General features: G+C 69.0%; 12 protein-coding genes. 5 read left to right on the top strand and 7 right to left on the bottom strand.

The window, feature by feature from the left end:
• Positions 1-39 precede the first annotated feature (39 nt).
• The gene (locus HV783_RS18215) at positions 40-1,026 is read left to right on the top strand and encodes a Bug family tripartite tricarboxylate transporter substrate binding protein (protein WP_175189617.1); all 987 of its coding nucleotides are present in this window, start codon (positions 40-42) and stop codon (positions 1,024-1,026) included.
• A gap of 93 nt (positions 1,027-1,119) precedes the next feature.
• Here the strand turns inward: HV783_RS18215 and HV783_RS18210 are convergent, their stop codons facing one another.
• Positions 1,120-1,842: a GntR family transcriptional regulator gene (locus tag HV783_RS18210; RefSeq protein ID WP_374700862.1), complete on the bottom strand. Its 723-nt coding sequence runs from the start codon at positions 1,840-1,842 to the stop codon at positions 1,120-1,122.
• Positions 1,843-2,120: 278 nt separating this feature from the next.
• On the opposite strand from HV783_RS18210, the gene HV783_RS18205 reads away from it, so the two are divergent.
• Together HV783_RS18205 and HV783_RS18200 are read left to right on the top strand one after the other, a co-directional pair.
• Positions 2,121-3,023, top strand: coding sequence for a dihydrodipicolinate synthase family protein (locus HV783_RS18205; protein WP_175189616.1), 903 nt, complete (start codon positions 2,121-2,123; stop codon positions 3,021-3,023).
• 13 nt (positions 3,024-3,036) lie between these two features.
• Positions 3,037-4,011, top strand: coding sequence for a tripartite tricarboxylate transporter substrate binding protein (locus HV783_RS18200; RefSeq protein ID WP_064525366.1), 975 nt, complete (start codon positions 3,037-3,039; stop codon positions 4,009-4,011).
• A gap of 437 nt (positions 4,012-4,448) precedes the next feature.
• Here the strand turns inward: HV783_RS18200 and HV783_RS18195 are convergent, their stop codons facing one another.
• The 3 genes from HV783_RS18195 to araD all read right to left on the bottom strand — a co-directional run bounded on the left by HV783_RS18195 (position 4,449) and on the right by araD (position 7,991).
• Complete coding sequence (locus HV783_RS18195) at positions 4,449-5,438, bottom strand: Bug family tripartite tricarboxylate transporter substrate binding protein (RefSeq protein ID WP_144657497.1); 990 nt, start codon at positions 5,436-5,438, stop codon at positions 4,449-4,451.
• Positions 5,439-5,502: 64 nt separating this feature from the next.
• A complete protein-coding gene (locus tag HV783_RS18190; protein WP_049073996.1) occupies positions 5,503-6,213 on the bottom strand; it encodes a ribonuclease activity regulator RraA in 711 nt (236 codons plus the stop codon).
• A gap of 47 nt (positions 6,214-6,260) precedes the next feature.
• Positions 6,261-7,991, bottom strand: coding sequence for an L-arabinonate dehydratase (araD, locus tag HV783_RS18185; protein ID WP_054504234.1), 1,731 nt, complete (start codon positions 7,989-7,991; stop codon positions 6,261-6,263).
• A gap of 154 nt (positions 7,992-8,145) precedes the next feature.
• On the opposite strand from araD, the gene HV783_RS18180 reads away from it, so the two are divergent.
• Positions 8,146-8,835 (top strand): GntR family transcriptional regulator, encoded by a 690-nt coding sequence (locus tag HV783_RS18180; RefSeq protein ID WP_054504235.1) that lies wholly within the window; start codon positions 8,146-8,148, stop codon positions 8,833-8,835.
• Between the two features lie 11 nt (positions 8,836-8,846).
• Here the strand turns inward: HV783_RS18180 and HV783_RS18175 are convergent, their stop codons facing one another.
• The gene (locus HV783_RS18175) at positions 8,847-9,302 is read right to left on the bottom strand and encodes a GNAT family N-acetyltransferase (protein WP_144657499.1); all 456 of its coding nucleotides are present in this window, start codon (positions 9,300-9,302) and stop codon (positions 8,847-8,849) included.
• A 3-nt stretch (positions 9,303-9,305) separates the two neighbouring features.
• Positions 9,306-10,664 carry a hypothetical protein gene (locus HV783_RS18170; RefSeq protein ID WP_116791137.1) on the bottom strand — a complete coding sequence of 453 codons (1,359 nt, stop codon included), beginning with the start codon at positions 10,662-10,664 and terminating at the stop codon, positions 9,306-9,308.
• 173 nt (positions 10,665-10,837) lie between these two features.
• Between HV783_RS18170 and HV783_RS18165 the strand changes: the two genes are divergently transcribed.
• The gene (locus HV783_RS18165; protein ID WP_144657501.1) at positions 10,838-11,413 is read left to right on the top strand and encodes a surface-adhesin E family protein; all 576 of its coding nucleotides are present in this window, start codon (positions 10,838-10,840) and stop codon (positions 11,411-11,413) included.
• Between the two features lie 12 nt (positions 11,414-11,425).
• Here HV783_RS18165 and HV783_RS18160 read toward each other — a convergent pair whose 3' ends face one another.
• The gene (locus tag HV783_RS18160) at positions 11,426-12,169 is read right to left on the bottom strand and encodes an ABC transporter permease (RefSeq protein ID WP_175189640.1); all 744 of its coding nucleotides are present in this window, start codon (positions 12,167-12,169) and stop codon (positions 11,426-11,428) included.
• Positions 12,170-12,178: the final 9 nt, after the last annotated feature.

Below are 12,178 nucleotides of genomic sequence, written 5' to 3'. Positions count from 1 at the left end.
GGCGCGCGGAAAAATAATTCAAGCACACGGAGACACGACATGGTTTTGCGCCACGCTTTTAAACACCTCGCCCGGGCCTGCATGGGCCTGGCCCTGCTCGGCGCCGCCGGCACCGCCCTAGCCGACAACTACCCCGACCGGCCGGTCAAGTGGATCGTGCCGTTCCCGCCGGGCGGCGCGATGGACAGCATCGCCCGCACCCTGGGCGAATCGATGGGCAAGCAACTGAACACCTCGTTCATCGTCGAGAACCGTGCCGGCGCCGGCGGCAACATCGGCGCGGCCAGCGTGGCGCGTTCCAAGCCGGACGGCTACACCATCCTGATCGTGGCCAACGGCATGGCCGTGAACCCGGCGCTGTACGCCGACCTGAACTACGACCCGATCAAGGACTTCGCGCCGATCTCGCTGCTGGCGGTGGTACCGAACGTGCTGGTCACCAACCCCGCGCGCAACGACGTCAAGAGTGTGGACGAAGTGATATCCAAGGCCAAGGCGCAGCCCAACCACTACACCTACGCCTCGGCCGGCGTCGGCACCTCGATCCACCTGGCGGGCGAGCTGTTCGTGTCCATGGCCAAGATCGACATGCTGCACGTGCCCTACAAGGGCAGCGGCCCGGCCATCGCCGACCTGCTGGGTGGCCAGGTGGACTACATGTTCGACAGCGTGACGTCGGCCAAGCCGCACATCGAGGCCGGCAAGCTGCGCGCATTGGCGGTGACCACCGCCAAGCGCTCGGCGGCGCTGCCCAACGTGCCCACCGTGGCCGAAAGCGGCCTGCCCGGCTACGAGCTGATGCCCTGGTTCGCCGCCTTCGCGCCGCCCGGCACGCCGCCCGAGGTCGTGGCCAAGCTCAACGCCGCCATGCGCCAGGCCCTGAACGAGCCCAAGGTCAAGGCGACGCTGGATTCGATCGGCGCCGAATCCATCGGCGGTACGCCCGACGAACTGCGTGACTACCTGGCCAAGGAAACCGCGCAGTGGAAGGTGCTGGTGAAGGAACGCAATATCAAGATCAACTAAGTCCCGCGCGGACTCGGCGCGGGCGCGACACGCGCCCGCTGTGCGCCGGCCGAGGGAGTTTCCCCGGCCGGCGTTGTTGCGTCGGCTGTGCCGCTACGCCGGCGCCGCGGTCGTATCGAGCAGGTGATCGACAATCGCCAGGATCTGCTCGGCGGCTTCGGCGATGTGGTGTTCCAGCGCCGCCTCGGCCTCGCCGGCGCGGCCCTGGCGACAGAACGCGATCAGGGCGCTGTGCTCGTCGTGGGCCTGCTGGCGGATCGGCGCGTTGACGATCTGGAAGCGGAAGTAGCGTTCGGATTTTTCATGCAGCGCGCGCACCATGGCCAGCGCCGCCGGCCGCTGCGCGGCGCGGTACAGCAGTTCGTGCAGTTGCCAATTGAGCCGGCCCCACTGCTGCGGTTCGGCGCTGTCCATCCGCGCCACGATGCGCGCCGCCTCGTCCAGTTCCTCGGGCGTGTGCTGCGACACCGCCAGCCGCAGCAGCCAGGGCTCCAGCCGCAAGCGGATGTCGAAGAACTCCTGCACTTCGGCCCGCGAGAGCATCGAGACGTACGCGCCGCGGTGCGCGATCATGTCCACCAGGCCTTCGGCGCTGAGCTGGCGGATCGCCTCGCGCACCGGCAGCCGGCTCACCCCCAGTTCCTCGGCCAGCAGTTCCTGGCGCAGGGCGGAGCCCGGCGCGATCGCGCCGGACAGGATGCGGTCGCGCAGTTCGTCGACCACCAGGTCGACGGCGGTCTTGCGCACCAGGCGGCCGGCGGATCCGGCGGCGGCGCGGGGTTGGGTGGCGCTGGCGGGAGAGGAATTCTGGGACACGTCACATCCGGTGGAGGATTCCGCCCGGCGGACGCCGGGCGGCGGCGGATCCGTTCCACCTGCCCCCACGCCCAGGAAAACCCCGAGAGACAGCCGGTGTCCGGAACCCGTTTAATGTGAGTATATTGGATCCATGATCCAACAGAAATCTGCGCCCTCGCCGGGGCGATGGTTCGAGGCCGCGCGCCTCGTTTTTCTGGCCCTTTTATTTTGGATCCAATATCCAATCAATAGCCCGACAATACAAACCGGGCGGATCACGCAACAGGAGCGGCAGCATGAGCATTCAATGGCAAGGCGTATTTCCCGCGGTCACCACCAAACTGAAACCCGATTTCTCGCTGGACGCGGACGCCATCCGCCAGGGCCTGGAGCGCCTGATCGTCAACGGCGTGGGCGGCGTGGTGATGATGGGCATGGTGGGCGAGAACGCCCAGCTTTCGCCCGAGGAAAAGCTGGAGGTGCTGCGCATCGCGGTCGAGACCGTGCGCGGCCGCGTGCCGGTGGTGTCCGGCGTGGCCGAGACCGGCACCGCGCGCGCCGCGGCCTTCGCGCGCCAGGCAGCGCAGATCGGCGTCGATGGGCTGATGGTGTTCCCCGGCCTGACGTACAAGTCGGACGAGCGCGAAACGGTGGCGTTCTATCGCAGCGTGGCACAGGCCAGCCCCCTGCCCATCCTGCTGTACAACAACCCGCGCGGCTACGGCGTCGACCTGACGCCGGACCTGGTGGCGCAGTTGCTGGAGGAGCCGACCATCGTCGCCATCAAGGAGGAATCCTACGACACCACTCGCGTGACCGACCTGATCACGCGCTTCGGCGACCGCCTGGCGGTGGTCTGCGGCGTCGACGACCTGGTGCTGGAGAGCGCCGCGCTGGGCGTGACTGCCTGGGTCTCGGGCATGGCCAATGCCGTGCCGAAAGCGTCGGTGGAGCTGCTGCGGCTGGCGGTCGAAGGCGACTTCAAGCGCGCCCGCAAGCTGTACGCGGCGCTGACGCCGCTGTTCCACCTGGACACGGTGGTCAAGCTGGTGCAGCACATCAAGCTGGCCGAGCACCTGATCACCGGCAGCGCCGAAACCGTCAAGCCGCCGCGCCTGGACCTGGCCAGCGACGAACGCGAACGCACCCTTGCCATCACCCGCCAGACACTGGCGGATCTTTCAGCCCTGGGCTACTGATACCGGAGCCACCATGACCCGCACCCGCCTGCCCGCGCTGGCCTTCAGCGCCCTCTCCTTCCTGGCCTGCGTCGCGGCCGCCCCCGCCGCGATGGCGGCCGACTATCCCAGCCGCTCGATGGAGCTGGTGGTCGCCTACCAGCCCGGCGGCGGCAGCGACAACACCGCCCGCGCCATCGCCGAGGCGGTGCGCCCGCCGCTGCTGGCGCAACCGACCGTGGTGATCAACAAGCCCGGCGCCAGCGGCTCGATCGGCTGGTCGTACGTGGCCAACGCCCAGCCCGACGGCTACAAGCTGGTGCTGATGACGCCGGAAATGCTGGTGGTGCCGCTGATGGGCATCGGCAAGACCACCGTCAAGGACTTCCAGCCGATCGCCCGCTTCACCGACGATCCGTCGTCGGTCACCGTGCGCGCCGACGCGCCGTGGAAGACGGTGGAGGAATTCCTCGACTACGCGCGGAAGAATCCGGAGCGGGTGGCGGTATCCAACGCCGGCATCGGCACCGTGCCGCACATGGCGGCCGCGGCGCTGGGCGAGCAGACCGGCGTGAAGTTCGTGCACGTGCCGTACCAGGGATCCGCTCCGGCCATCATGGGCCTGCTGTCCGGCGACGTGCAGGCCACCACCGTGGCCTATGCTGAACTGCAGCAACACGTGGACACCGGCAAGCTGCGCACCCTGGCCGTGATGGCGCCCAAGCGGCTCGATACCCTGCCGGATGTGCCGACCATGAAGGAACGCGGCGCCGACCTGCAGTTCAGCGTCTGGCGCGGCATCGGCCTGCCGAAGTCGGCCCCGGCCGACGCCATCGAGAAATGGCGCGTCGCCGCGCGCCAGGTGGCGCAGTCGCAGGACTTCCAGGCCCTGATGCGCAAGCAGAACCTGACGCCGTCATATGCCGACCAACCGCAATTCGCGGCCGACGTGGCGCGGCAGGAACAGGCCTTCAACGCGCTGGTGCCGAAGCTGAACCTGAAACCCTGACGCGGCGAATCCGGACGCGGAAAACAAAAACCCCGGCTCCAGGCCGGGGTGGGAATCAGGTCTTACATGATGGGGCGTAGGCTTGCGCCCATTGGCAGCCATCACCAACCTAGTCGCTATTCTAGACTCTTGGAACCAGCGCGGTCAAAGGACGATCGGTCCGTCTTTTGCGCGCTTCTGCGACATGCCCCACACGCTGCCGTACCGGCCCATTCTGATTGATACGCTCATCAGCAACAGGCGCATACGCATCCGATCCATTCGCTGGACAAACTGGCAACGCTGGTGGACCGATCCGCCCGCGAGAATGTCACGCTGCCTGCGATCATGCGTTCGGGGCGCCGACGGCGGCGGTTCCTGATTCTGCCCCACTGAAACCAACCCCGGAGGACTCGCATCCTACGTCCCCCGGGGGACTATCCACCATTGCGACGACGCTACTCCACCGTCGCCCCCGACTTCTTCACCACCTCCGCCCAGCGCGGAATCTCCGTGGCCATCAGGGCGCGCAGTTCGTCGGGCGTGCTGCCGACCAGTTCCATGCCCATGGTCTTGCCGAGCTTTTCCTGCACGTCGGGTTCCTTCACGATCACGGCGATCTCGGCGGCCAGCTTGTCGAGAATGGGCTTGGGCGTGCCCTTGGGCGCATACACCGCCTGCCACGAGGCCATCTGGAAGCCGGGCACGCCGGCCTCCTGCATGGTGGGCACGTCGGGGGCCAGCGAGATGCGGTCCTTGGTGGTGACGGCCAGCAGCTTGAGCTTGCCGGTCTGCAAGAGCGGCAAGGCGGCGGTCATCTGGTCGAACATGAACGTCACCGCGCCCGAGGACACGTCGACCATGGCCGGCGGCGTGCCCTTGTAGGGTACGTGCGTCAGCGGCACGCCGATCATGCTGGAGAACAATTCGCCGGCCAGGTGGGTGGAGGTGCCGGCGCCGGACGAGGCGAAGGTGCGCTTGGACGGGTCTTTCTTGAGCAGCGCGATCAGGTCGGCCACCGAGTTCACGCCCAGGTTCGGATCGACCAGCAGCACGTTGGGCAGGTAGGCGATCAGCGAGACCGGCTCGAAGTCCTTGACCGGGTCGTACTTCAGGTTCTTGTAGAGGCTGGCGTTGATGGCGTGGGTGCTGATGGTGCCGCCGAACAGCGTGTAGCCGTCGGGCGCGGCCTTGGCCACGTAGGTGGCGCCGATGCCGCCGGCCGCGCCGGGCTTGTTCTCGACGATGACGTTCTGGTGCAGCCGGTCGCCCAGCTTCTGCGCCAGCACGCGGCCGACCACGTCGGTGGAGCCGCCCACGGTAAACGGCACCACGTAGGAAATCGGCTTCTGCGCCGGCCACTCGGCGGCCGTGGCCGGCAGCGCCCACGCGCCCAGCAGCGGTCCTGCCAGCAGCGCGGCCAGCGCGCTGCGACGTTGCTTGTTCATGCTTGTCTCCTGCCCTCTGTGTTTTATAGGCATGGGTCGCCGGCCGGACGGCCGGCGCCAGGGCTCAACGGCCCTGTTCTTTGCGCCAGGCGGCGAACTTGTCCTTGGTGGCCGGGTCGGTGGGCGGATACAGGCCCAGGATCGACGCGCCGGCCTGCACCTGGCTGGTAACGAAGTCCTCGAACGCGGTCATCTCCACCGCTTCGTCCGCGATCTCGTCGGCCAGGTGCGCGGGGATCACCACCACGCCCTCGCGGTCCCCCACCACGATGTCGCCGGGGAACACGGCCACGTCGCCGCAGCCGATGGGCGCGTTGATGTCCAGCGCCTGGTGCAGCGTCAGGTTGGTCGGCGCGGACGGCCGGTTGTGGTACGCGGGATAGCCGAGTTCGGCGATCTCGGGCGAGTCACGAAAACCGCCGTCGGTGACCACGCCGGCCACGCCGCGCTTCATCAGGCGGGTCACCAGGATCGAGCCGGCCGAGGCCGCGCGCGGGTCCTTGCGGCTGTCCATCACCAGCACCGCGCCGGGCGGGCAGGTCTCGACCGCGGCGCGCTGCGGATGGGCGCGATCCTCGAACACCTTGATGGTGTTCAGGTCCTCGCGCGCCGGGATGTAGCGCAGCGTGAAGGCCGGGCCGACCATGTTGGGCAGCGTCGCGTTCAGCGGCCGCACGTCCTGGATGAACTGGTTGCGCAGGCCGCGCTTGAACAAGGCGGTGCACAGCGTGGCGGTGCTGATGCCGGCCAGCTTGGCGCGGGTGGCGGGATTCATGTCTGACACGGAAAACTCCAGGGAAAGCGATTCAGGGGATGGCGGGTTCAGAAGATTTCCGGTTCCGGCACGGGCGCGCCGAAGCTGGTTTCGAGGAAGTCGAAGTCGCAGCCCTCGTCGGCCTGCAGGATGTGTTGCGAGTACATCCAGCCGTAGCCGCGCTCGTAGCGCTTGGGCGGCGGCGTCCAGGCGGCGCGGCGCGCGGCCAGCTCCTCGTCGCTGACGTTCAGGTGGATGCTGCGGGCCGGCACGTCGACGGTGATCAGGTCGCCGGTCTTGACCAGCGCCAGCGGGCCGCCGATGTAGGCTTCGGGCGCGGCGTGCAGGATGCAGGCGCCATAGCTGGTGCCGCTCATGCGGGCGTCGGACAGGCGCAGCATATCGCGCACGCCCTGCTTGACCAGCTTGGTGGGGATCGGCAGCATGCCCCATTCCGGCATGCCGGGGCCGCCTTGCGGGCCGGCGTTGCGCAGGATCATGATGTGATCGGCGGTGACGTCCAGGTTCTCGTCGTCGACCGCGGCCTTCATGCTGGGATAGTCGTCGAACACCAGCGCCGGGCCGGTGTGTTGCAGGTATTGCGGCGCGCAGGCGCTGGGCTTGATGACGCAGCCGTCCGGCGCGATGTTGCCGCGCAGGACCGCCAGCGCGCCCTCGTCGTAGATGGCGGTGTCGAGCTTGCGGATGACATCGTCGTTGTAGACCTCGGCGCCGGCGATGTTCTCGCCCAGCGTCTTGCCGGTGACGGTCATGGCGGACAGGTCCAGGTGCCCTTCCAGGCGCGACATCAGCGCCGGCAGGCCGCCGGCGTAGAAGAAGTCTTCCATCAGGTACTTGTCGCCGCTGGGCCGGATGTTGGCGATGACCGGCACCTTGCGGCTGGCGGCGTCGAAGTCGTCCAGGCCCACCGGATGGCCGGCGCGGCGCGACATGGCCACCAGGTGGATGATGGCGTTGGTGGAGCAGCCCATGGCCATGGCCACGTTGATGGCGTTCTTGAACGAGGCCAGCGACAGGATGCGCTGCGGCGTCAGGTCGTCCCACACCATCTCGACCACGCGGCGGCCGCATTCGGCCGACATGCGCATGTGGTTGACGTCGGCCGCCGGGATCGACGAGGCGCCCGGCAGGGTCATGCCGATGGCTTCGGCGATGGCGGTCATGGTGCTGGCCGTGCCCATGGTCATGCAGGTGCCGTAGCTGCGGGCGATGCCGCCTTCGACCTCGGTCCATTGTTCCTGCGTGATCTTGCCGGCGCGGCGCTCGTCCCACAGCTTCCAGGCATCCGAGCCGGAGCCGAGGATCTTGCCCTTCCAGTTGCCGCGCAGCATCGGGCCGGCGGGCACGTAGACACAGGGCAGCCCGGCGCTGATGGCGCCCATCAAGAGGCCCGGCGTGGTCTTGTCGCAGCCGCCCAGCAGCACGGCGCCGTCCACCGGGTGGCTGCGCAGCAGTTCCTCGGCCTCCATCGCCAGCATGTTCCGGTACAGCATGGTGGTGGGCTTGACGAACGATTCCGACACCGAGATCGCCGGCAGTTCCACCGGGAAGCCGCCGGCCTGGAACACGCCGCGCTTGACGTCCTCGACGCGCTGCTTGAAGTGGCTGTGGCAGGGGTTCAGGTCAGACCAGGTGTTGATGATGGCGATGATCGGGCGACCGGCCCAGTCGTCGGGGCCGTAGCCCATCTGCATCATGCGGGAACGATGGCCGAACGAGCGCAGGTCGTCCTTGGCCATCCAGGCGGCGCTGCGCAGGCTTTCGTAGGTGCGTTTCATGAGGGAAGCGGATCCTGGGATGCGGTGAAAGGAAGAAGGCGAAATCATTGACCGAACCATTTAAACACTAATACATTAGTGCGTCAGCTAGGTGAAAACCCGCTACACTGCGGCTGCATTCCCCCGTCCCGCCCCTTTACCGAACTTCGCTCCGATGCCCAGCCCCAAGCTCAGACTGGACCGCTCGCGACACGCCGCGCCGCAAGTCTTTGAACATCTGCGCGAACAGATCATGTCCCTCGAACTGGCGCCCGGCGCGCCGCTGTCGCGCGTGACGCTGGCCGAGGCCTACGGCCTGAGCCAGACGCCGATCCGCGACGCGCTCATGAAACTGGCCGAGGAAGCCCTGGTCGAGATCTATCCGCAGCACACCACGGTGGTCAGCCGCATCGACATCGCCGCGGCGCGCCAGGCGCATTTCCTGCGCCGGTCGATCGAGCTGGAAATCGTGCACGTGCTGGCGCAGCAACCCGACCCCCTGCTGGTCCAGCGGCTGCAGGCCAGCATCGACCGGCAGCGCGTCTGCCACGCCGCCGGCCAGTACCAGGAATTCATGGCGGCCGATCAGGCCTTCCACCGCGACATGCACGCGGCCGCCGGCGTCGCCGCGCTGTGGGACATGGAGCAACGCTACAGCGGCCACGTCGACCGACTGCGCCGCCTGCACCTGCCCGAGGCCGGCAAGGCCGAGCGCATCATGGACGACCACCAGCGGGTGCTGGACGCGATCGCGGCGGGCGATGCGGCGCGCGCGCAGCAGGCGCTGCGCGAGCACCTGTCGGGCACGCTCAGCCAGGTGGCCGAGATCTGCAAGCGCTATCCGGACTACGTGCAGGCCGATTGAGGCCGCGAGGCTCAGGCCTCGGCGCGCGGCGGCTGGTCGCCGCGCGATTCCAGCAGCAGGTAGTCGCCGTCCTCGCCCGTGCCCGCGCCGATTTCCACAAAACCGCAGGCCTGGTAGAAGGCCAGCGCCGCGGCGTTGCGCCGCAGGCACTTGAGTCGGTAGCGCGTCAACGGCCAGCCGGGCAGGGCGCGCAGCAACGCCCGCGCCACGCCCCGCCGCCGCCAGGCGCAGCCCACATACAGGTGGTGGATGAAGTCGTCCGGCTCCCACAGCGACACGAAGCCGGCCAGGGCGTCGTCCGCGGCCAGCGCGACCCAGAGCCGTTCGCCCTCGGTCTGCGCGTCCAGGTCGGCTGCGCGCAGGCTGGCCGGCGCCAGCCAGGGATAGGCCTCGCGGCGCGTCGCCAGGAACAGCGCGCGCAACCCCGGCAGGTCGGCGGCCCGCGCCTCGCGCACGGTCAGCGTCATGTCTCACTCCAGCGCATAGCGCACGATGATGGTCTTGCCCCCGCGCTCGACGTGCACCAGCACGCCCTCGCCCGCGGCGTCCAGGCCGAGCAGGCCGCGCTCCTGGTCCGGCGATAGCTGGAACGGCCGCCAGGTGCGGCCCTGGTCGCGCGTGTGGAAATAGGTGCGGGTGTAGTCATTGAACGAGAACAGGTGGTCGGCATAAGTCTGCACCACCCAGCCGTTGCGGCCGAACCAGGCCTGGCCGATCCAGGTACGCTGGCCACGCACCGCGGGCATGGCCGCCAGCTCGTGCCAGTTGCTGTCGGCCGGATCGAGCCGGTAGATGCGGTTGTCGGCGGTGGCGTATTCGGCTTGCCCTACCCGCGGTTGCGAGCGCGGATCCTGTGGCGGCACGGCCGCCACGTCGTGGGCGATGCGGAACGCTGGCGAGGCGCCGTCCTGGAACCGTATCTCGAAGCGCCGGGTCTCGATACGGCGCGCCACGCCGGCCGTGACGCGGTCGCGCCAGCTCCAGCCGACCGCGCGGTCGGCGGCCAGCGGGTACAGCGACCAGCCGTACGCCAGTTGATCCGTGGCGGCGCGGCCCGGGCCCAGGTGTTCCTGGAACGCCCGGCCGTAGCTGTCGGCGTCGGGCCAGACCTGCTCGCGCAAGGACAGCGCCGACCAGTGGCGCGCGCCGTCCTCGCTGACCAGCAGGCGCTCGTCGCCGGCGCCGTCCGCCAGCGCCATGACCCGGTCGCCCGTCAGGAACACGGTGAACCGACGCGGCCCGCCCAGTTGCACGTCGGGCTCGTAGCGCCAGTGCGCGCCCTGGTCGTCGGAACGCCAGACATCGCTGCCGGCGGACCGGTCGCCGCCACGCGCGTTGCCGCCCAGCAGGTACACGGTCTGCCCCTGCGGCCCGCCGATGAGCGTGACGCCGGTGTCGCCGCCGATCGAGCCAAGCAGCGCATAGCGGCCATTGTCACGGCCGCCGTAGACCAGGTTGCGCACGTCGCGGGCTGTCGCCGCCGCCTGCAGCATGCCCTGGGCCGGATCGGCCGAGGCGGCCTCGGCGCGGGCGGCGCCCTCCGGCTGGCAGCAGTCCGAGGCAATCGGCAGCAACGCGTCCAGCACCGGCGCCTTGGCCAGGCCGGTGACATCCTTGTCGCCCGCGATCAGTTGCCCCACCAGGAACTGATGTTCGCCGTAGCGGTACAGCCGCGTGCGCGAATAGCCGGCCAGCGGCGGGCCGTCGAGCTCGCCGATGACTTCGCTGCGCGCCAGCGGCTCGCCTTCCGGCATGAGTTGGTAGAACCCGTAAGCCAGCACCCCGGTCACGGCGATGGCCGCCGCACCGGCGAGCACCCTGATATTCATCGTCGTCGCCTCTCCTCCGACCCCGGCCGGCGCCCCGTGGCACGGCGTCGGCATCGCTTGTCGAACGGACGAGACTATACCCCCGCGACGCGCTCCCCGCCGGGTCCCGGCCGTCATGGTTTCTTTCTCTATACTGGGGAAACCCCACACCGATGTGCCACAGGAAAGACCCCATGACAGCAAGGCAAGCGCAACTCACCCTGGTCCTGGCTGTACTGGCGGGACCTGCCTGGGCGCAGGCAGGGGACGCGGCGCCGGCCACGCCGGCCGATGCCTGCGCCGTGGTGACGGCGCGCGAAGGCGATCCGGTCCCCTCCGACGCCTGCGCGGCGAGCGCCGTGCAGGCCACGCCGGATGCCCGCGGCATCGTCTTTGGCGGCGCGCCGGCCTGGCAGCCGCTGGCGCCGCAGTCCATGCCCGGCGTGTTCTACGACCGCGATTCGATCGTGCAACTGACCGAGCGGCCGCTGGTGATGCTGGCGACGGTGGCATGGTTCTACGCGCAGCCGCGGGTCTCCGAGGCCAATGGCCAGCCCTACGGCTCGGTGACGCAGCCCGTCACCATCAACTGCACCAACAACACCTACACGATCACCGCGACCCAGCACTATGCCGGCCCGGACGCCACCGGGGAGCTGGTGGAATCGCTGCCGGTGGCCGGCATTTCGAACGCGCCGGTCGCGCGCGACCCGGTCCAGCGCAAGCTGCGCGCCCTGATCTGCCCGCCGGGCAGGAGTTCGCGCAAGTAGCTCCGCCGGCCTCTACCCGCGCCAGTAGCGGTACAAGCCCCGCGCCGCGGCGTCCAGCAGGAAGCCCAGCGCGCCGATCAACAACACCATGGCCATCAATTCCGAATAGGCCAGGCGGTCGCGGGTGTCCAGGATGAAGTACCCCATGCCGGCCGACACGCCGAGCATTTCGCACGGCACCAGCACGATCCAGAGAATCCCGATCGCCAGCCGCACGCCTGTCAGGATATGCCCGAGCACGCCCGGCAGGATCACGTGGCGCAGGGTCTCCCAGCGGGTCGCGGCCACGCTTTGCGCCAGCAGCATCCAGCGCGCGTCCAACTGCTGGACGCCGGCCGCCGTGTTCAGCACGATTGGCCAGACCGCGGCAAAGGTCAGCAGGAAATACACCGGATCGTCGCCTACCCCGAACACCATCACCGCGATCGGCATCCACGACAACGGCGAGATCATGCGCAGGAACTGCATCGCGGGCGACAGCGCCGCCTCCAGACGGCGGTAGCTGCCGATGGCCAGGCCAAGCGGCACGCCGATCGCCAACGCCAGCCCCAGGCCCACCGCCACGCGGCGCAGGCTCACCAGCACATGCAACGGCAGGTCCGAACCGGTCAGCAATGCCCACAGGCTGGCGAAGGTGGCGCCCGGCGCGAAACGCCGCGCCATGCCGCCGGCCGGCGCCAGCGCGTCGGTGCCCAGCCACCAAAGCGCCATCAGCGCCGTCAGGCCGGCCAGCCCCAGCGCGCAGCGCGCGAGCAGCCCCTGGCG

The organism is Achromobacter dolens (assembly GCF_902859745.1).
GTDB classification, from domain to species: domain Bacteria; phylum Pseudomonadota; class Gammaproteobacteria; order Burkholderiales; family Burkholderiaceae_B; genus Achromobacter; species Achromobacter dolens.
This window is presented reverse-complemented; position numbering and strand designations above follow the sequence as displayed.